The following is a 20,647-nucleotide window of genomic DNA, read 5'->3' on the forward strand; positions in this document are numbered from 1 at the left end:
CACATGCGGCAACGCTTGCTTGGCGTGGTAGCGGGCATGAATTGACTCGGAATGGATTTCGGGATCTGAAAACTACAACTGCGCGGCCGCTTTATAGGATTACATAACGAGATTTAGAAGCCCGAAAACAGGCCCGGCTGCCAAGGGCAGCGGCACGAGTTCCTGGATTTCTTCGAAGGTGCAGCCGAACGTCTCGCGGACAGTGACGCCGTCGGGTCCTGTGAGGAAGACGGCCTTGTCCGTGTACACGCGGGTCACGCAGCCCACTCCGGTCAACGGGTAGGTGCACTGCTCCACGAGTTTGGACACGCCCTCGCGCGTCAACAAGGTCATCATGACGAACACGTCCTTGGCGCCCGTGGCCAGGTCCATGGCACCACCCACAGCCGGGATGGCGTCCGGGGCGCCGGTGTGCCAGTTGGCGAGATCGCCCGTTGCGGAAACCTGGAACGCGCCCAGGACGCAGATGTCCAGGTGCCCACCGCGCATGATCGCGAAGGAGTCGGCGTGGTGGAAGTACGACGCTCCGGGCAGCTCGGTGACGGGGATCTTTCCGGCATTGATCAAGTCACCATCGATCTCGCCGCCCTCAGCCGCGGGGCCCATCCCCAGCATCCCGTTCTCCGTGTGGAGCGTGATGTTCTGTTCCTCGGTGAGGTAGTTGGACACGAGGGTGGGCTGGCCGATGCCCAGGTTCACGAATGAGCCAGGCGCGATGTCGCGTGCCACCAACTGGGCGAGCTCGTCGCGACCCAACGGCTTCTCGGACGTCTGGATACTTGTCGCAGTGCTCATCATCAAGCCACCTTCCCATCGAATTCTGCAGAACCAATCCGGACCACACTGTTGACGTAAATTCCCGGCGTCACCACGTTCTCCGGATCCAATGAACCGGTGGGGACGATCTCGGAGACCTGCACAATGGTGTGCTTGGCAGCGGCCGCCATGATGGGGCCGAAGTTCCGGGCAGTTTTTCGGTACACGAGGTTGCCCTTGCCGTCGGCCTTGAGTGCCTTGATGAGGGCGACGTCGGCGTGGATGGGGGTTTCGAAGACCTGCCACTTTCCATCCAGCAAGCGCGTTTCCTTGCCCTCAGCAAGGGTGGTGCCGTAGCCGGTGGGTGTGAAGAACCCGCCAATCCCAGCGCCCGCGGCACGGATGCGCTCGGCCAGGTTGCCCTGCGGAACGAGTTCCAGCTCGATCTCACCCGCGTGGAACTTGGCATCGAAGTGCCAGGAATCGGACTGCCGCGGGAAGGAACAGATCATTTTGCGGACTCTGCCTTCCTTGATCAGCAACGCGAGGCCCTGATCGCCCTGGCCTGCGTTGTTGTTCACCACGGTGAGGTCCTTCGCGCCGCAGTCCATCAGGGCGTCGATCAGTTGGAATGGCTGCCCGGCGTTGCCGAAGCCGCCGATCATCACGGTGGACCCGTCCTTGATGCCGGCAACAGCCTCACTAACAGTGTCAATGAATTTCAGCATGACTCTTTACCCTCCTATGCCGACGCGCCGGCAGTGACGTTTTCGAGCAGCACGGCCAGGCCTTGGCCCACGCCGATGCAGATTGCCGCGACACCCCAGCGCTGTCCGGAGGCCTGCAGGGAACGGGCAAGCGTGCCTAGGAGGCGGGTGCCGGAGGCACCGAGTGGGTGGCCCATCGCGATAGCCCCGCCATGCTGGTTCACGATTCCGGGGTCGATCCCCCAGGCGTCAACGCAGGCCAGCGATTGCGCTGCGAACGCTTCGTTAAGTTCGACGGCGCCAACCTGGTCCCAGCCGATGCCCGCCTTCGCGAGGGCTTTGTTCGCCGCCTCCACCGGGGCGAACCCGAAGAACTGGGGATCATTGGCATGCGCACCACGGCCAGCGATACGGGCCAGGGGTTCGAGACCAAGGATCGAGGAGGCCGCCTCAGAGCCGATCCACGCGGCCGAAGCACCATCATTCAAAGGCGAGGCATTCCCGGCGGTGACCGTGCCGCCGTCGGGCCCGTCAGACTCGGCACGGAAAACGGTCTTCAGCCCAGCCAGCTTCTCCGCGGATGAACCAGCCCGGATGCCCTCATCACGAACCAGGTCAGTGCCCGGAACCTGCGAAACAAGGTTGTCATAGAAGCCTTCGTTCCACGCAGCATCGGCCAGGTTGTGCGAGTCCGCAGCGAACTGGTCCTGGCGCTCACGCGTGATCCCGTACTTCTCACGCAGCCTCTCGGTGGCTTCGCCCAGTGAGATGGTCCAGTCTTTGTTCATGGCCGGGTTCACCAAACGCCAGCCGAGTGTCGTGGACGCCAAGGTCATGTCCCCGGCGGGGTACGGCTTGGAAGTCTTCGGCAACACCCACGGCGCACGGGACATGGACTCTGCCCCACCTACGAGGATGAGTTCGGCGTCGCCGGCATTGATCTGGCGGGACGCAATAATCGCCGCATCCAACGACGAGCCGCACAGGCGGTTGACCGTTGTCCCGGGAATCGACACGGGCAATCCTGCCAGCAAGGTCGCCATCCGGGCCACGTTGCGGTTTTCCTCGCCGGCGCCGTTGGCGTTGCCGAACACCACCTCGTCGATCCGCTCAACATCCAAACCCGGAGCACGCTTAACGGACTCGCGGACCACATGGGCAGCAAGGTCATCCGGACGGACAGCAGCAAGTCCGGAGCCGAACTTGCCAAAGGGTGTGCGTACGGCGTCGTACACAAAAGCCTGATTCATGCTTTATTCCCTTCAGGGATTCGTAATGATCCTTTGGTATGTATATATTTCGAACAAAGGCATATGTTCACCTATATAGACGTTTAGGAGCGGCGCGCCTAAGCGCTGCGAGAATCTATTTTGCAGTCGTAGGCATTGAGTAGCTTTCTTCACGAGTCAGCGTATATACCAGACCACGCCATGACTCGGCGCGGACATGTCGACGATTCCTCGCACAAGACCTCCGCTTGCGTCCAATGCTTCTACATAGTCACTTGGTTTCAGCGACTCGTAGGCGCTTATGATTTCTTGCATATCGTCTTTCACAGTGAATCTTCTTTCAGTGAATGACCTTCCCAGAGGGATCAGGGGCTATGCCTAGCACGGGGTGATTCTGTCCCGATATTTAGGCGGTCCTTGTTTGGACTGCCCAAGCGTTCTATCGACTTTGGACAGTTAGGTCATCCGACCCGGAATAGTGCCTTTTGTAGTCGAACGTATCAGGCTCCTCAGAGGTTGCTGCCCGGCCGACTGCCGGAGTAAAGGTCCGATGGATAGGGGTTTCCATCGATCGCAAAGGCTTGCCACTGCCACCCCATGCGGACGCGATGATTTCTGCAGCGATTGACACAGCTGTTTCCTCTGGTGTGCGCGCTCCGAGGTCCAACCCGATGGGTGAAGAAAGACGGTTCAGGCTCGACCGGGAAACACCCATTTCTTTAAGGCTCGCAATGCGCATCTTATGCGTGCGACGGCTTCCCATGGCCCCTATATAGGCAGCGGGTGATGCCAGGGCGACTTGGAGTAATGGCACGTCAAATTTTGGATCGTGAGTCAAAACACAAATTACCGTCCGCTCATCTATGGGTGCATTGGACAAGAATTCATGAGGCCATCGGACTACAACTTCATCGGCATCGGGAAACCGTTGCGGTGTAGCAAATATAGGCCTGGCATCACATAGCGTGACATTAAAACCAAGGAACTTTCCAATGCGTACCATTGCTCCGGCGAAATCGATGGCGCCAAAAATGTACATCCGGGGAGGCGGTACAAAGCAAGAGATGAAAACTGTCACTTCGTCGTCCAGAATCTCTCCGTTTCGGCCTAGCTGAACTGTCGCGGTACGTCCGGCGGCCAGGAAGCCCTGGGCTTGATTCAAAGCGGCTCGGTCTATACCTTCGTTCCCAAGAGTGCCTAGGCAGCTGTCCCCTTGAATGAGCAGATGTTGCCCACCTACAGGGCCGGAACCCAAGACAGTAGCGACAGCGACCGCATTACCGGTGTCGATCTCTGCTAAGAGGAGGTTGAATTCCGGAAAGGTTTCTACGTTTACCGGCTCTATGAACACCTCAATCGTTCCGCCGCACGTCAGCCCAACGTTGTAGGCGTCTTTTTCGGATACTCCGTATGCCTGCAACGCTGGATGCCCTGTGTTCAGGACTTCCATGGCCAGTTCGTATACTGCGCCTTCAACGCATCCGCCCGAGATGCTGCCTACAACGTCTCCTGATGCCGCTACGGCCATGACTGCGCCGGGGGGACGCGGCGCGGAAGACCATGTTCGCGTAACAGTTGCCAATGCAAAGGGTACCCCCTCTTCAAACCAGGTCCTGAGGACGGACGTAATCTCCCTCATATCGGTGTGCTCCTTCCGGAGGCTCAGTCCCTACGGAACCTGGCGTAGTCGATGCGGCGAGGTCCAGAAGGAGTGAGCCGCCTCTCGTGCCGACTTCTTTCAAACGTTCTTCATGTGGGGGAGAACCACACGGGCTTGACGGCCCCTGCCTCTGGTCCGCAAGGACTTATGCGGACCAGAGGCATGAAAGGTGGACACGGGCGGTGGGGCGCTAGTGTCGTTCGGGCTCCATGGCAGGGCGTTCCTGATCCAGGTGGTCCACGGGATCGGCAAAATTGGCCTCAAGCTCTTGTATGTCTCGACCGGCGTTTTCTTTGAACATCCAGCCCAGGACGGCCAGGATGGCGAAGAGCACACCACCGCCAAAGACCAGTACTGAGTAGCCGTAGATGGGGTAAACGGCTGCCGCAATCAATGGCGGGAAGAAGGACACACCGCGAGCCAACTGTAGTGCAGATCCCATCCCCAGGGAACGGACTCTCGTCGGGAACTGCTCACTGAACACCATGCCGAACATGGCGGCCACACCGGTACCAACGTAGAGGAGAAAGATTGGAACCAGGACCCAGTAACTCTGGATCGACGCCTCGAAAGTGATGCCTACGACAAGGCTTCCCAGCGCCGCAATGCAGGCCATGATGGTCCAAGTGACGCGCCTACCCAGCCGGTCAGCGAGGTATCCGGCCATCACGGATCCGACGAAGATGGCGAGCCCGGTGACGACGGTGAACCAGGCTGCCTTACCGAAGCTAAACCCTTGGTATTGGATGAGGTACGTCGGCAGGAAAGATGCCACGCCGTAGAAGGCAAAGAACTCCACTGATCCTGCGACTAGGCAGAGAAGAAACGGCTTGATGAACCGTCGGGAACGGATGAGCTTCCAGTCCATAGTGTGCTTCGTCTTCGCCTGCTGCTTTTCCCAAATATCGGATTCGGGTGCAACAAAGCGAACGAGGAGTGCAAGCAGGATGGGGAAGCACGACACGGCGAAAACCCACCGCCAGCCAATTAGCGGAAGAACATAACCACCGACTAGTGCTGCCGCAGCCAGGCCAAAGCCCACGCCGCTGTACAGCGCTCCGCTCCACCAGCCGCGCAGGTGCGCGGGCATGACCTCGGATACGAGCGCCTGGCCAACCCCGAACTCCCCGCCTAGGCCGATCGCGGCGAGGATGCCGCAGATTAGCAGGGTATTGTAATCGGGAGCAAAGGCCCTTGCCAGGGTGAAGACACCGAAGATGAGCAGTGTCAGCATCAGTACACGCTGCCGGCCGATCTTGTCGCCGAGGAAGCCGAACAGCACACCTCCCACCGCGATGCCGAGGAGTTGAAGGGACAGCAACATGGCGGTTTGTTGGGGAGCCAGCTGGAATTCGACGGCGATCGGCACGATGAGAAAGGTCATGAGCGCTATCTCGTAGTAGTCGAAAACCCATCCGACGAATGCCGTAAGCCAGGCCATGAATTGGGGTTTGGTTGTCTTGGTAGACTTGTTTAAGAGGGTCATGGGATTATCTCATTCTGGACTTGGGAACGTTCCTAGACGTCGGTGTGTAGGAACGGGCGGTACTTCGCGAAGCCGCCTTTGCCCTGCGTCGGATACGCGCTGGGCGAACGCGGGTGGGGATTTTCCCTGTTTAATTCATCTCCTTTCCGGTCCTGCATCCGTAGCAGTGTCGGGGCCGTGTTCCTTCATGATTTGGGAGGCCCGCTGTACCCCTCGGACAAAATTTTCGTAACCGGTACAGCGGCAGAGATTTCCGCTCAGGGCGTCACGGATCTCGGCTTCGGTTGGTTCCGGGACTCGTTCCAGCAACCCTGTCGCGGATAGGATCATGCCCGGCAGGCAAAATCCGCACTGAAATGAGTAGCATTCCATGAAGGCCTGTTGGACGGCGCTGGGGTTCTCTGCCGTGCCCAGGCCTTCTATGGTCCGGACGTCGTACCCGCTCGCCCGGCCGGCGAGAATCAGGCAAGTCTTCACGCAATCACCGCCTACCAACGCCGTACAGGTTCCACAATCTCCATTTCTGCAGCCAGCACGAACGCCTTTGGCTCCGAATTCGTCACGGAGCACATCAACGAGCGTCGAGGTGTTGTCGACCGTCGCGCTGACGGGTTCTCCGTTGAGATGCAAATCCACGCGGTGCTTTCCGGTTGAAGTCATTTCACTTCCTCTTACTTTCCTGTGTCTGCACGAAGGCCCGGAACGCTATATCGCCTGCTACTTGGGCGCGGTATTCTGTTCCAGCCCTTATGTCCGACCATCGCCGGTCCGGTGGCAGGTTACTCACGGCCTCATCCACAGCGCGGACGATAACGTCGTGGTCGAGTTCATCAGGGCTTACGTTGGACAAGTTGACTGACAGGGGAGTGTCGCCGACGCCGCCGATGGTGATCTCAACTGCGGCTTGGACATCAAGGCGCCCAGGGGCGACAAGGCAGGCTGCTGTTACGACCGGCCAGGAGGACTCCGCAAATTTCAGTTTCTGGTAGCCGGAGGAGCGACCCGCGAGTTTGTGCAGCGGAAACCCCATGTCGAGAAGTATCTCGTCTGCGGCCAATGCAGTAGTTTCGGCCCTTTGGAAGAAGTCGCGTGCTGGCACTAGCCGTGTGCCCCGATGGGAAATAAGTCTCATTTGGGCTCCCAAGGCAACAAGTACTGCGGGCGCGTCGGAGAAAGGTCGCGCCGCACATGCTGCCCCGCCCAGGGTTCCTTGATTACGGATCTGTATGCCACCAGTGATTCCACTGGCCATGCGGTGCAGTAGCGGCAATAGTTTGGCAATCTCTGGAGAAATGATCAGCTTTTGATAGCTCACCGTTGAGCCGATGCTTAACAAATTCGACGAAACGTCAATGCCGTCGAGATTTGCCCGGCCGAGGTCCACGATGTGGGTCGGGTTGAGTGTTCCTTGTGCCAGCATCGCAACGGTAAGGGTTCCGCCCCCGACTACGAGCGTCTGCCCTCCTCGTTGCTTTGCCCAAAGCAATGCCTCCGCAGCTGCCGCTGGTGAGCATGGATATTCAACATGAACCGCGGTCATTTGACGCCTCCCGCAGGATGCAGCAGCGACAGCACTTCCGGGGGTGTCAGCGGGAAGACCGGTGTTTGTGTAACACCCCGCCCTTTGAGGGCATCCGCGACAGCGTTGGCGACGGCAGCGAGGGCACCTCCGACTCCCGTTTCACCTGCTCCTTTGGCTCCGAAGAGGGTGTTCGGTGACAGGGTTTCGTGATGACCGATCTTAAACGGGGGAATGTCATTTGCTCTGGGCGCTAGGTATTCCTTGAACGAGCGAGTTGCCAGGGTTCCCGATTCATCGAACAGACTGCATTCCTGCAGAGCGAGTCCAATGCCCATGGCCATCGCCCCCTGCAGCTGGCCCTCAACTAAAACCTCGTTGATGACGCGGCCGCAGTCGTGGACGGCAGTGAGGCTGCGCACTTTGACCATGCCTGTACTGGGATCCACCGAGACCCGAGCGACGTAGGCACCACTGGAGAAGTAGGGGTAGCTATATCGGTATGGAGTCTTCTCTTGCGGCGACCGCAAGTTGCCTGGGCGGTATGTCCGTGTGGCAGACAGGACCCGATCGGGCTCGTCAGCAAGGAGCCTGCCGCAGAACTCGCCGAACGTCATTGCTTCAGAGTCTGGAACGCGGATGAGGCCAGATTTTATCGTGACTTGGTCGCGAGTAACGGCAAACATATCAGTGGCGGCGCTAATCAACTCCTCAACCAAGGCCCTGGTTGCCAACACGACAGCGGAGCCTCCAATGGCGGTCGCCCGGCTGCTTGCGTTGCCTGTTCCTGGGGGGCAGAGATCAGTGTCCCCCTGAACAACGGTGACAAGATGACGTTCTAGCCCTAATTCCTCAGCTGCCAATGTGGCCAAGGATGTCTCGTTCCCGCCTCCTGGGTTCGTCACCCCGCTGAGGATTCGAACTCGTCCCTGTGCATCCATCTCGGCAGTGGCGGCCTCAGCCAGGGCAATTGTTGCTGTCACGCCCTCGGCTATTCGGCCAGAGGCGTGACCGCCGCCCTCAGGGGTAACCTCAAATGAGATGCCCAGACCATCCAGCCCTTCAGAGTGGTTGGAGCGCTCCACTTCCGCGCGTTGATCTTCGTAATCAGCGAGCAGAAGAGCCTTATCAAGGACCGCATGGAAGTCCCCGCTGTCGATGAGATAGCCCGAAGGCATCCGATGAGGAAAGGCATCCGGGGTCAGCAAATTGACCTTTCTCACTTCCCGGGGATCAAGACTGAGCCGCTGCCCCACCAAATCCATGATTCGCTCCATGACAAGCACCGGAGCTTCTTTCCCGTACCCCCGGCAGGAGTGCCACGGGGGTTCGTTTGTCGTAACGACTGTCGATTTGATAGCAATATTCGGCACGTCGTAGGCAGTCGGGAAGGAGGCGGCACTCACAAATCCTTGTCTCCACCCCGGTGAAGTCGATTCCGCCCCAACAGGGATGACGATGTCATCACTGAGAGCGGCGACCTTTCCGTTGCTGTCGAAACCCACGCGCACACTGTGGAACTGCTCGCGGCCGCCGCCAAGGAAGCATTCAGCTCTGCTTTCGATCCACTTGATCGGGTGGTTACAGAGCATACTCATCAGTGCGACTAGCGGTTCCTCCGCCCATCCCGTCATTTTCAGGCCAAAAGTCCCACCTACCGACGGCACGATTACGCGCACGGATTCTTCTGGAAGCCCCAACATTTGTGAAAGATGCGCACGCAACTGGAACGGCTGCTGGTGGGATGCATGGACTGTCAGCTGGCCACTGTCCTCGTCCCATGAGGCTACATATCCACGCGGTTCGATGGGTGCCGTGGTGCTCCGTTGCATGGAGAAGGTTAGCTCGAGCGTGTGCTCTGCAGAGGCGAGGGCCGCTTCCGCATCGCCGCCGCTAAAGTGGTTCTCTGCAATGACGTGGGACTTAAGGTCGTCGTGCAGCGGTTGCGATTCCCGCTTGCAGAAGATCCGGGCGTCAAGAAGCGCCGGCAATTCCTCATAGGTGGCTTCGACCTTGTTTGCGGCTATTTGCGCTGCCCGTCTGCTATCGGCCACGACTACCGCGATCGGTTCGCCCACATAACGAACTTCATCAACGGGCAGCGCATTGAGCGTTACCCGCCGCCCACCGATGAGCTCCGGGTCACCCATGCTATAGGGCAGGGGTCCCAGGTATGCCGCAGCTTCTCGACCTTCCAGCACGCGGACGACACCGGAAGACTGCGAGGCTGCGGTTGTGTCCACTTGGAGGAGGCGCGCATGCGCTGACGTGCTGCGCGCCACGGCCATATACAGCAAACCTTCGGGTCTGATGTCGTCGACGTACGTCGCTGTGCCGCCGACATACGCAAATGCGTCGGTCTTCGGCCACGCGGTCGCGTTGTTGGACATTGCCTTCCTCCGTTGTAGATGTGGTGCAAACAGCTCGGAAAATGTGGATGCTGCTAGACGGACTTCATCCGGGCTAAACCCTCAAGCGCCAACCCATATCCAAGGAGTCCGTGCATCCGAAGCTTGAGGTCCTCAGTAAGGACGGCTCGCGTGTACCGACGAACCAAACGGGGCTGCTGATTGATCAGACGGGCGAGCTCCCGTGCCCGTTCTAGGACTTCGTCTTTGGGCACAACCTCGTTTACGATGCCAATCTCAAGCGCCTTATCGGCATTGATCTTTTGCCCGGTCAACAGGAAGTAGCGACCGCGAGTGGGCCCCATGAGGAGAGGCATAACGATGTGCATTCCATCACCGGGCACCATGCCTCCGGCAAAATGCGCGGTGTCCTGGAAGTACGTGTCTTCCGAAGCAAGGACGATGTCCGAAACAAGAGGAATTTCGGCGTGACGGACGGCAGGTCCATTGATTGCGGAAATGACCGGCACTTCAATGGCGAGCAGATTTGGCAGAAGGTGCTTGCCCTCCCAGTAGATGGGGTCATACCCTTCGGCAGTCATCGATTTGCGGTTGGGATGCTGCCCTGGTTCGATAGCCGGACCACTGAAGTATTCTCCAGTTCCTGCCAGAATTACTACATCGTTTTCACGATCCCGCCCGACTTCGAGGAAAGCATCCTCGAGTTCGTTATGAGCCAAGAGGCTCCATTGAAGGGAACCGCCACCAGTGTGGAGATGCATCTCCAGAATGCCGTTTTCACGGTGCATCTTAATTGATTCATACTTATTTTTGTAGGAATCGAAGGTGGATTCCACCCGATCGAAGTGCGTCATGCTGGGTGCTTCAGTGACATCAGTCATAATTATTTCTCCATTTCGGCATCATCAAAAATCGCAACTGCTCTTGTCCACCCGGCGGATGCCCCGTGGATTTTCACAGGGAAGCACGAGACGGTGAACTCGTGGGCGGGCAATTGATCCAGAAAGCGAAGCTTCTCAACCTGGCAGTACTCGGTTGCGCTTCCGGCCCTGTGCCCCTCCCAGATGATGGAAGGGTCATGGTCTTCCGCATATCGCTCCGCTACGTACTTAAAAGGAGCGTCCCAACTCCATGCGTCGGTTCCAACCACGCGGATCCCGTTGTCGCAGAGGAAGAGAGTTGCCTCACGGCCCATTCCACAGCCGCTCTCCGCGTATTCCGGAGTCCCGAACTTTGCACCGGCTGAGGTATTGACCACGACTATGTCAAGTGGCTGAAGAGTGTAATTGATTCGCTCCAGCTCCTGCTGTATATCTTTGGCCGTAACGACGTAACCGTCTTCAAAGTGACGGAAGTCGAGTTTTACCCCGGGGCGAAGGAACCAATCCAACGGCATTTCGTCTATGGTCCGGGGCTTTGTGCCGTCCTCCAGTACGGAGGAGTAGTGCCACGGCGAATCTACGTGGGTGCCGTTGTGGGTGGACAAATGCACTGTTTCCAAGGCGAAGGCCTCACCATTCGGGAGGTCGTCTGCCTTCAGGCCCGGATAGCGCCGCGTCAGGATCGGGAGCGTGTCTTTGTGACTCGCGTACTCGATTTTGAACTCATATCCAGGAGGATCGGAGGGCACGTCATTTTGGAGGGTCATCGTGATATCTACGAAACGCTGCATCGTGAATCCAATCATTCAAATGTGGAGCGACCGCGGGGCATCAACGCTAGAAGACCCTGGGATTGCTGGGTCAACGAGTTACCGCCGGCAGTTCTGAAGATGTGAAACGGGGTGATGTCATCCGCACCTTGTCGCTTCTTGGGGTCTGCATCTGAGGTTAGTCACCTTCCCGGGGTAGATCAAACGTTTGATATCAATCCTTGGACAACAAAGGCGGGGAATGTTGTCCTCGTGGAGATGCCTCTCAGGAAGCGGGACCGGTGGATTCGCGAAGCTTCAGCTGGGGCGCATCCGGGACGATAATCCGCCGTGGGGTTCCTCCGTCAAGGAGGCTTAGGGCCAGCTCCACGGCTTCGGCTCCCATCCTTCTGGCGGGGAGGGAAACAGCTGTCAGTCTTGGAGAAAGGTAATCGGCGAGGTGATCGTCATGCAGAGACAGCACCGAGATATCTCCTGGCACGACGTAATTGAGGTGTAGGGCAGCGGCCAGGACTCCAACACCCAGCGGAAAGGCACCTGCGAGTAGAGCTGTTGCGGGCCTGCTTTGCCGCAATGCGCGCAATCCGCCTTCATAGCCGGCCTCGTAGTCACGATCCAACATGTCTACGAATCTTGCCTCGATACTCAGTCGTCGACAGGCCTCAAGGAATCCCTTTTTGCGCCTAGCCATCGTGTCGAGACTGCTGGGACCGAATATGCCACATATGGACCGGTGGCCAAGCTCGGCCAGATGCTCGACTGCCATAACGGCAGCGTCCGCATCGCGCATCACAACGCTCGCCGCCACACCTTTGACCTGGCGGTTGAGGAGGACTACGGATCGGGGCGCCCGCTCTACCAGCTGCCGTAGAGATTCGTCTTCGACTTTTCCTGACGCGACCAGCATGGAATCAACTCGTCCGTGCATCAGCATGTCGGTTATGGTTTCGTGTGGATCTCCGGCGGCGTGTGTTCCCAGGACGATGCCGTGCCCACGAGCCTTAGCTTGTTCCTCTACGCCCTGTGCAATCGCAGAATATACAGGACTTGAAAAACCAGGCAGGAGCAACCCAAGGGTCATGGCTCGCGATGTGCGCAATCCCTGAGCGGCAGCATTTGGTCGGTATCCCAGCGACTGGGATGCTTCGAGAATCCGGGCCCGGGTGTCCTTCGAGGCAAAGCCTCGAGGGTCGTCGCGCAGGACGCGGGACACCAGGCTCACATCGACACCCGCCATTCGAGCCACGTCAGCCAATGTTGGCCGGGCGCGGGTTGCCTCAGACTTTTGAACCATTGCTCCTCTTTTCCTAGGTTCGGCGTACATGTCGATGTCTGCAGCCATACGCTAATTCATGGGAAAGAAGCCGTGTTCAAACAGGACGGCAGTGCAACCTGCGTGGCACCGATAAGGGCTGCGTTTCCCTGATGTAACTATCCAAAACGTATGACACTCGTCCGAACTCGTTGGAGATCAAGCCGTCTCGATCGGCGGTGTAGGGTTCTTTCCGGCAGAGTCTACTTCTAGGTTATAGCTGGGACGGCGGGGCGACCACGACGAACCGGAAGTGACGTGCTCGATTGATTGGGCCATCGCGCAGGTTAAGTGTTCGTGCCCCGATCCGACAGTTTCGTTAGGCTGATACTTCGTTTGCAACCGCACCACCTGTATGCGGCGCTAGCTTTGGGATGCCGACCCGGGCTGGCACGAAGAAGAGACTGGGCTATTACTCTATTTCAACGAAGGCCCCGCGATCGGTGGCGGGAGCATTTGTCATCAGATCACGCCCCAACCTTGCCTTTTGGATGATTATCCTCATGACCGGCGAAACCAATATTGACTCCAATGTGCCACTCAATGGTAAGAATTGGTCCGAGTCCTGGGACGATCTGGCCGCCGATGATGGTTGGCAAGCCCCATGCAAAATATGTCATCGTGTAGATCCGGGAGAAGACCTTGCCGCGTTGATGCGATCAGCGGTGTAACGAGGCGCAGGTTTCCCCGAAGGATCGCTCCTGCACCGGAGGGCTAATCCGGTGAGCGTGCTTCCACGAGCGGGCAGGCTGTTGAACACAAACCTTAAACGGTAGCTGCAAAGAGGACCAGAAAGCCAGTAAACCCAACTATGATGCTGTCTCTGAGAGCAAGTGCTGGCGCATCGATATAGGTGCGAGACCCCGAAGGATAGCCGGCACCATCCTTGTCGAAGTGCACACAGGGATGCCGGCCATGAATTCGGCGCAGATTTCATCAGGAAGACCAACCCGAGAGCTCAAATTCAGCACTTGCCTCAGTGCCACGCTTCATTGCTTCTAGTGGCTTTTGGAAAACGACGAGTTGCTTGAAGCACCCGGCTAAATGTTCTGTAGGTACCGTGGGCAACATCAGAACTGCTCAGACATAAACAGGAGAGGATAGATGCGCATAATAGGGATGCTCGGCGGGATGAGCTGGGAATCAACGGCTGAGTACTATCGGCTGGCAAACGAACTCGTACGAGATCGACTGGGCGGCGTTCATTCAGCCCGCATTCTTCTAGACTCTATGGACTTCGCGGACATGGAGGAGCTGCAATCAGCGGGGAGATGGACGGAAGCCGGCGACCTGCTCGCTGAAAAGGCAGCCGCACTGGAAGCTGCTGGCGCAGAGATGCTCATACTTTGCACGAACACAATGCACATCGTTGTCGACGCCATTGAGCAAGCTTTGACCATTCCCGTTTTGCACATCGCCGATGCCACTTCCAGCAAAGTCAAGCAAGCTGGACTGAAGCGCATCGGCCTGCTGGGCACAGCGTTCACTATGGAGCAAGCCTTTTACCGCGACCGGTTGGCTGCCACCGGGCTTGAGGTGCTGGTCCCCGACCGGGCAGATCGTGCGACAGTGCACCGAGTCATCTACGAGGAACTTGTCCGTGGAGTCATAACGGAACAATCCCGCGCCGAATACCAGGCAATCATCCGACGCATGGTCAAAGCCGGTGCCGAGGGAATCATCCTCGGATGCACCGAGATCGAGTTGCTCGTCACCGCGGACGACAGCCCCATTCCAATATTCCCGACGACCCGGATTCACGTTGAAGCGGCCGTGGAGAAAGCAGTGATCTAGCAGAGCTCCTAGCAGCCCAGCCTACGACGGTAGCGGCTTCTGGTTACGGTCGGGCAGGGAACTAGTGGACGTGGACTCTGGAAAATGGGGCCGTCGGTTCGTGCGGCCGCCGTCGGTGGCTTCTTCTTTGAGGTGCTGGCACTTGCTCTACGCTCCGGATCACCGACGCTGTACGATTTGCAGTCCCTGGCATGTCTGGTTTCATCGGACTTCAGTACCAGAAGTGCCAGCGATGGCGTAGCCGATGACCCCAGCATGCTCCGCGAGGGGGTAGTGGTCACAGGATGCAAGGACGATCGCGACACCTTGGGCGCGCCCTGCCTCCGCAGCAGCCGTACGCTCATGCCGGTCAAATCGACTCGCTAGTCTTTGGGCTAACTCCCCGATATGGAATCCGGCGCGGAAGAAAACGCGGGAATGAGCAGAGAGAGAGAGCTGCGACGGAGTGAAGACGCTGGCACCTAGGTGTTGCCGGTCAGATTCCACAAACTCTACAAGAGTTCGGCCGTAGAGACACGGTTCGGCGCATCGGGTAGGAGTATGGATGCAGGGACCTGGGCTGGCGTAAATTCACCGTTTCGGGTGCGCCGATGGATCTGCTCGAAGCTTTGACCGTCTTCGCGGGCTTTGACCAAGAATTCGGGATCAAAGTGTGAGCCGAGTTGGTCCGTTGCAAATTCGATGGAGGCGAACATCCACTCCTTGGACGCCGCCCAGTTCCCGAAGGTATCAACCTGGATTTCCACTCCGTTGCCGTCGGGGTCCGCGTAGTACAGCGACATGGTCATGCCGTGATCCAGGGTAAGAAATGGGGTAATGCCTGCTTCCCGGAGCCGGATGTAATTGTCGAGCCATTGATCAAATGAGGCGTATTCGAACGCGGTATGGTGCAAGCCCGTTGTGTGGGGCTTGTCCGTTGGATCCACTAAACCGTCGGGCACCAGCAGCGAAATCCGGTGGTTGGCCTCATCGTTGGTGAGCCAGGCGCCGCGATCTCCGTGATAGACGGGGGTGAGCCCGGCGACCTTCTCGTACCACCCAACCATGGCGTCAAGCCGAAGTGTTGTGATCGCAGTGTGGTGAAAGCGCGGGGGCAGGATCGGCCGCTTGGGCGTTCGCTTGTTAGACATAGCGTTTCCTAACTTTGCAGGGTCAGTCGTCAGACCTCACGGAGGCATCTGTGACCCAGAACCTCGGCCACTAACAGCATTGTCTCGAGGCGCGGCCCGGCGCGATAGACCCATCCTACGCCGAAAAAAGAAAATCTGCATCATTTTCGAAATAACATTGACATGCCGAATTTTCGGATGCGACTATCGTTCTGAATCCAAAAGGATTACAGACTCAATGTGGAGTGGAAGGTAGTCGTGGAGCGCGAAGGATTATCCGAGAACCAGTTGCCCTGTGGAGCCGCCACTTGTGGGCGGTCGTCGCGTTCTGGCGATGGGTGCCTCGTCGGCGGGGACCTCGCAGGTGAGGCAAGGGAAAGAGACTCCTCGGGAGGGGTTTCCCGCGTGTCGATTTCGTGGCCGGTGAGCCGGCTGGCTCATCCCGAAGTTCAAGTTCAGAAGCGGGGGTGCTGATAATGGCGCTGCATCGATTGGCATCAGTCACCATGGGCGTTCCCAATGTCGCCGAGACGGAAAAGTACTACGAGGATTTTGGGCTCACGCCTCTCGGCGAGGGTAGGTTCGCAACCACGGACGGGGGCGAGCAGCTCCGGGTGGTCTATGCTCCAACCCGCAGGCTGGTTGAGTTGGCCATAGGCGTCGATCACCAGGATGACCTTTCCCGGATCGTAAAGAATTTGGCTGTTCTCGGCTTGCCCGTCGAGCAGACGTATGATTCTGTCTCAACGATGGAACCCGTCGCCCAGATCAGGGTCGTTGTGCGCTTGGCAACGAGAGTCTCGCAGAAGGCTACTCCCGCGACGCCATACAACGGACCAGGGCGTTATGACCGTTTCGGCAGGGCGCCTGGCGTCCTTAGGGAAGGCCCGGTCAAACCCAGGAAACTCGGTCACGTCGTTTTAGGCTCAGTCAACCTTGAAGCGACCCTTAAGTTCTTCACCGAGGGAATCGGCTTCAAGGTCAGTGATCAGATTAAGAACGAGGGCAGCTTCCTCCGGTGCTCCATTGATCACCACAACGTCCTCGTGCTGAACTCGCCGGTGAACTACCTTCACCACACTTCATGGCAGGTAGATGACATAGATGATGTCGGACGCGGCGCCTTCGCGATGTTGGAAGATAACCCGGAACGGCACATCTGGGGCCTTGGCAGGCACCACGCAGGATCAAACTTCTTCTGGTACCTCAAGGACCCAGCCGGTAACTTCTCCGAATACTACTCGGACATGGATTGCATTCCAGAGGACGAAATTTGGACACCCGAAGTCTTGGAAGGAGCCAAGGGATTGTTCAACTGGGGCCCACCACCGCCACCCTCCTTCCTCAAGCCGGAAGACCTTGCTGCGCTGATGACCGGCGTGCACGGCCCCAAATAATCTCAGGCCCGGCTCCCGTACGCACGTGAATGGGATGCCGGAGTTGGCCACTCCGAATGGATGATTGATGTGCTTTTCGACGATCTCACCTGGCCCATACCGCCCGTCATTGACGTCTGGCGCAAAGACGGCCTGCAAGAGGGATGGGGCCTCGGCGACAGATTCACCCTATGGTCCGAACTGCCGAAGGGGCTACTGGTGCTCCTCATCGGACGCGGACGCCCTGCCCTCACAGCTCGTATAGACACCACGGCTTCAGCCGGTTCCGTCGTATGGATCAAGGACGAAAACTGGCAGCGCCGCCTCATCCATGAAGACGACGGTTACGAAATCCACGCCCTGGCCAGGATTCCAACAGCTCCGCGAATCCCGATTGCAACTTTTGAAAGGATGCCATGACTGACATGGATCGAATCGACCTGGCTCTGCTCATTGTCAGGACCGGTGTGGGCCTGACGATAGCCGCTCATGGAACTCAGAAACTCTTCGGATGGTTCGGGGGGAAGGGCCTGACCGGTTCGGGTCAGATCTTCTCGTCTATGGGGTTTGAACCAGGCAAAAACAACGCCCTTGCCGCGGGGGTGGGAGAGACTGCCGGTGGCCTCCTGATGGCCCTCGGCTTCGCGACCCCCATGGCAGCAGCCGCGGCCGCCAGCACCATGGCCGGGGCCACCGCCTCAAGCAGCAGAAAAGGCTTCTGGGCTATTAACGGCGGCTACGAATACCCAGCCGTCCTTACGCTGACAGCCTCAGCGATCACCATCTCGGGCCCCGGCCGATACTCGCTGGACGCAGTCTCCGGCAACGTATTCAACCAAGCCTGGATGAGCGGTGCGGCACTGAGCGGCGCCGCCCTGGCTATTGCCATCGTGCTCCTTCGGCGCAGCTCTGAGCTCAAGCGACGCGAAGCCCAAACTGCAAGCCAGAGTGCCTCTGCTTCGTAGCTTTAGCGCTGTGGTGACCTGAAATGGCTACTGACCACGACGTCGCAGCCATCGATGAGCGACGCACGAATACCAAACTGAACGTCGCCGCAACGCGCTAAGGAAAGCAATGACACTACAGGCACTTCCGACCACAATTGAGATCACCGCCGAAACCGACCGGCAGGACGAGGTCCTCACACCGGACGCCCTTGAGTTCATCGGCAAGTTGCACCGCGCTACGGCTGATCGTCGTCAGGAGCTGATGCAGGCACGGCACGCCCGCCGCAACGAGATCTCCAGTGGCCAGGATCCGCGGTTCCTGCCCCAGACCGAGGGCATCCGCAATGACCCGTCGTGGCGCGTCGCTCCCCCCGCACCGGGTCTCGAGGACCGCCGCGTGGAGATCACCGGCCCGGTGGATAAAAAGATGACCATCAACGCACTGAACTCCGGTGCGAAAGTCTGGCTCGCTGACATGGAGGATTCCTCGACGCCGACGTGGCGCAACGTCATCCAGGGCCAGCTGAACCTGACCGACGCTTTGGAGCGTCGCATCGACTTCACCAGCCCCGAGGGCAAGGAGTACAAGCTCAAGCCGGCCGGGGACCTGCCCACCATCGTGGTCCGTCCCCGCGGATGGCACCTTCCCGAGAAGCACATGCTCATTGATGGCAAGCCGATCGCCGGTGGCATCGTGGACTTCGGGCTGTTCTTCTTCCACAACGCCCGCCGCCTGCTGGCCCAGGGCAAGGGCCCTTACTTCTACCTGCCCAAGATCGAGAACCACCTCGAAGCCCGCCTGTGGAACGACATCTTCGTCCTGGCACAGGACCTGCTCGGCATCCCGCAGGGCACCATCCGCGCCACCGTGCTGATCGAAACCATCACGGCCGCGTTCGAGATGGAAGAGATCCTGTACGAACTCCGGGACCACGCCTCCGGCTTGAACGCCGGCCGGTGGGACTACATCTTCTCCCTGATCAAGAACTTCCGCACCCGCGGACCGCGCTTCGTGCTCCCGGACCGCGGCCAAGTGACCATGACCCAGCCGTTCATGCGTGCCTACACCGAACAACTCGTCCGGGCCTGCCACCGCCGCGGTGCCATGGCGATCGGCGGTATGGCCGCCGCCGTCCCGAACCGCAAGGACGAAGCCGCCAACACAGCCTCGTTCGAGAAGGTCCGCGCGGACAAGACCCGCGAAGCCAACGACGGCTTCGACGGCTCCTGGGTTGTCCACCCGGACCTCGTGCCGGTATGCCGCGAAGTCTTCGACACCGTTCTCGGAGATCGCCCCAACCAACTGGACCGCTCCCGCGAGGACGTCACGCCAGACGACCGCGCCCTGATCGACATCGCCAGCACCGAAGGCACCATCACCGAGGCCGGCGTTCGCCTGAACATCGAGGTAGGCATCCGCTACATCGAGTCCTGGCTGCGGGGCAACGGAGCCGTGGCCATCCACAACCTCATGGAAGACGCGGCCACCGCCGAGATCTCCCGCTCACAGCTCTGGCAGTGGATCCACTCACACGCCATCACCGACCACGGCGACATCATCAGCCGCGAATGGGTCCAGGACATGCTCGACGAGGAATTCGCCCGACTGGAACGCTTCGACGGAGACCGCTTCGCCGACGCCCGGAGGGTCTTTCAAGAGCTTGTATTTAACCCGGGATTCCCCACGTTCTTGACCATTGCGGCCTACGACCTCCTCGATTCGGGCCAACCCTAAAGCCACCCAGAGCAAATCCCGCCGTACCGGTAGCGGGAAATAACGTCGGCTGGGTCCTTGGCGCGCCTTCGCAACAGCAGCCCGAAAGTCGGGTGCCGGGGACCCAGCGACGCCTAACCAACTACACAAGTGTTCAAAGGGGCCCGCATGCAAGCTTTAACCACGCTCACCGACAAGGCGCGGCGGTTTCCTTGGAAGCACTGGCTTTTTGGGGACGGCCTACGCCAAGACTGTGTCAGTGACGATGAAGCCAGGATCGCATGGCTGGCTTCACTAATCGGAGTTCAGCTTCCCACTTGGGCCAGCCAGCCCGCGGACGGGGCGCCTGCCACGCATATCGGCGACTGTCCACAAAAAGGCATGGCCCGGTCCTAAGCCGGTAACGGCTCAGCACCGGGCCGGCGAACTCTATTTAGAGTTTAACGCCGTAGCGCAAGCTGAGATCGTCAGCCCAGCCGTCAACCCCTTGAACACTAAACCGCTCAAGAAGCTGCGCGCGTCCGGCTTCATCGCCCGCGACAGTCAGCTGGCCCAGGGAGGCGAAATACTCGTCAAAGCGTCCAGGTGACGTGATTTCCAACATCTCCACGGCTTCGGAACCAGCGTTCCACACCGTATGGGGTTCCCCGTGGGGCCGATAGACAACTTCCCCGGCCGCAGCTGTCCATTCCCGATCACCCACACGGACGCCAAGGTTTCCCTTCAGCACCACCAGAATCTGATCTTCAACCTTGTGGACGTGCGGCCAAAACAACTGCCCCGGTTCGATGGACTGCCTCACAATGCAGTAGGCGCCACCCACCATCTCCGCTGTAATTTCGAATTTTGTGGGCACTGCCCCGGCCATGACCGTTTCGCCATGCGTGGGATGAACCATCTGAACTCCTCGACAATGAAGGGTTTGTCGGTTGCGGCGCACCCGACGCGGAAGCCAGCCGAATCGGCTGACATCGCAAGTCTAGTCAATGTCGAAAACGGCGGCAATATTCGAATCAGC

The 20,647-nt window shown here is 58.9% G+C and carries 19 protein-coding genes; 6 read left to right on the forward strand and 13 right to left on the reverse strand.

The annotated features are described in order from the left end of the window. Window positions 1–99: 99 nt before the first annotated feature. The 11 genes from AB4Y87_RS10330 to AB4Y87_RS10380 form a co-directional block, all read right to left on the reverse strand. A complete protein-coding gene (locus AB4Y87_RS10330) occupies window positions 100–795 on the reverse strand; it encodes a 3-oxoacid CoA-transferase subunit B (RefSeq protein WP_442004347.1) in 696 nt (231 codons plus the stop codon). 2 nt (window positions 796–797) lie between these two features. Next, window positions 798–1,484 carry a 3-oxoacid CoA-transferase subunit A gene (locus AB4Y87_RS10335; RefSeq protein ID WP_442004251.1) on the reverse strand — a complete coding sequence of 229 codons (687 nt, stop codon included), beginning with the start codon at window positions 1,482–1,484 and terminating at the stop codon, window positions 798–800. A gap of 14 nt (window positions 1,485–1,498) precedes the next feature. Further along, entirely contained in the window at window positions 1,499–2,713 is a 1,215-nt protein-coding gene (locus AB4Y87_RS10340; protein ID WP_442004252.1) for a thiolase family protein, read from the reverse strand. A 418-nt stretch (window positions 2,714–3,131) separates the two neighbouring features. Further along, on the reverse strand, window positions 3,132–4,331 hold the full coding sequence (locus tag AB4Y87_RS10345; protein ID WP_442004253.1) for an XdhC family protein: 1,200 nt from the start codon (window positions 4,329–4,331) through the stop codon (window positions 3,132–3,134). Between the two features lie 211 nt (window positions 4,332–4,542). Further along, on the reverse strand, window positions 4,543–5,838 hold the full coding sequence (locus AB4Y87_RS10350; protein ID WP_442004254.1) for an MFS transporter: 1,296 nt from the start codon (window positions 5,836–5,838) through the stop codon (window positions 4,543–4,545). Between the two features lie 135 nt (window positions 5,839–5,973). Next, window positions 5,974–6,498: a (2Fe-2S)-binding protein gene (locus AB4Y87_RS10355; protein WP_442004255.1), complete on the reverse strand. Its 525-nt coding sequence runs from the start codon at window positions 6,496–6,498 to the stop codon at window positions 5,974–5,976. Between the two features lies 1 nt (window position 6,499). Beyond that, window positions 6,500–7,378 (reverse strand): FAD binding domain-containing protein, encoded by an 879-nt coding sequence (locus AB4Y87_RS10360; RefSeq protein ID WP_442004256.1) that lies wholly within the window; start codon window positions 7,376–7,378, stop codon window positions 6,500–6,502. Further along, a complete protein-coding gene (locus tag AB4Y87_RS10365) occupies window positions 7,375–9,747 on the reverse strand; it encodes a xanthine dehydrogenase family protein molybdopterin-binding subunit (RefSeq protein WP_442004257.1) in 2,373 nt (790 codons plus the stop codon). Before AB4Y87_RS10365 ends, AB4Y87_RS10360 begins: the two co-directional genes overlap by 4 nt. A 53-nt stretch (window positions 9,748–9,800) precedes the next feature. Then, window positions 9,801–10,607, reverse strand: a complete 807-nt coding sequence (locus AB4Y87_RS10370) for an enoyl-CoA hydratase/isomerase family protein (protein ID WP_442004258.1) — start codon at window positions 10,605–10,607, stop codon at window positions 9,801–9,803. Window positions 10,608–10,609: 2 nt separating this feature from the next. Beyond that, a complete protein-coding gene (locus tag AB4Y87_RS10375; protein WP_442004259.1) occupies window positions 10,610–11,398 on the reverse strand; it encodes a cyclase family protein in 789 nt (262 codons plus the stop codon). Window positions 11,399–11,642: 244 nt separating this feature from the next. Further along, a complete protein-coding gene (locus AB4Y87_RS10380) occupies window positions 11,643–12,671 on the reverse strand; it encodes a LacI family DNA-binding transcriptional regulator (protein WP_442004260.1) in 1,029 nt (342 codons plus the stop codon). 1,122 nt (window positions 12,672–13,793) lie between these two features. Here AB4Y87_RS10380 and AB4Y87_RS10385 point away from each other — a divergent pair. Both AB4Y87_RS10385 and AB4Y87_RS10390 read left to right on the forward strand, forming a co-directional pair. After that, window positions 13,794–14,483 (forward strand): aspartate/glutamate racemase family protein, encoded by a 690-nt coding sequence (locus AB4Y87_RS10385; protein ID WP_442004261.1) that lies wholly within the window; start codon window positions 13,794–13,796, stop codon window positions 14,481–14,483. An 84-nt stretch (window positions 14,484–14,567) separates the two neighbouring features. After that, entirely contained in the window at window positions 14,568–14,849 is a 282-nt protein-coding gene (locus AB4Y87_RS10390) for a hypothetical protein (protein WP_442004262.1), read from the forward strand. Between the two features lie 125 nt (window positions 14,850–14,974). Here AB4Y87_RS10390 and AB4Y87_RS10395 read toward each other — a convergent pair whose 3' ends face one another. Next, window positions 14,975–15,613, reverse strand: a complete 639-nt coding sequence (locus tag AB4Y87_RS10395; RefSeq protein WP_442004263.1) for a VOC family protein — start codon at window positions 15,611–15,613, stop codon at window positions 14,975–14,977. Window positions 15,614–16,068: 455 nt separating this feature from the next. On the opposite strand from AB4Y87_RS10395, the gene AB4Y87_RS10400 reads away from it, so the two are divergent. The 4 genes from AB4Y87_RS10400 (at window position 16,069) to aceB (ending at window position 19,650) form a co-directional block, all read left to right on the forward strand. Beyond that, window positions 16,069–16,989 (forward strand): VOC family protein, encoded by a 921-nt coding sequence (locus AB4Y87_RS10400; RefSeq protein WP_442004264.1) that lies wholly within the window; start codon window positions 16,069–16,071, stop codon window positions 16,987–16,989. 69 nt (window positions 16,990–17,058) lie between these two features. Next, on the forward strand, window positions 17,059–17,388 hold the full coding sequence (locus tag AB4Y87_RS10405) for a hypothetical protein (RefSeq protein ID WP_442004265.1): 330 nt from the start codon (window positions 17,059–17,061) through the stop codon (window positions 17,386–17,388). Then, on the forward strand, window positions 17,385–17,933 hold the full coding sequence (locus tag AB4Y87_RS10410; protein WP_442004266.1) for a DoxX family protein: 549 nt from the start codon (window positions 17,385–17,387) through the stop codon (window positions 17,931–17,933). Before AB4Y87_RS10405 ends, AB4Y87_RS10410 begins: the two co-directional genes overlap by 4 nt. 109 nt (window positions 17,934–18,042) lie before the next feature. Further along, on the forward strand, window positions 18,043–19,650 hold the full coding sequence (gene aceB, locus AB4Y87_RS10415) for a malate synthase A (RefSeq protein WP_442004267.1): 1,608 nt from the start codon (window positions 18,043–18,045) through the stop codon (window positions 19,648–19,650). A 412-nt stretch (window positions 19,651–20,062) separates the two neighbouring features. Here aceB and AB4Y87_RS10420 read toward each other — a convergent pair whose 3' ends face one another. After that, window positions 20,063–20,527 (reverse strand): cupin domain-containing protein, encoded by a 465-nt coding sequence (locus AB4Y87_RS10420; protein WP_442004268.1) that lies wholly within the window; start codon window positions 20,525–20,527, stop codon window positions 20,063–20,065. Window positions 20,528–20,647 lie beyond the last annotated feature (120 nt).

This window comes from Paenarthrobacter sp. RAF54_2, assembly GCF_052113945.1.
In the GTDB taxonomy this organism is placed as follows: Bacteria; Actinomycetota; Actinomycetes; order Actinomycetales; family Micrococcaceae; genus Arthrobacter.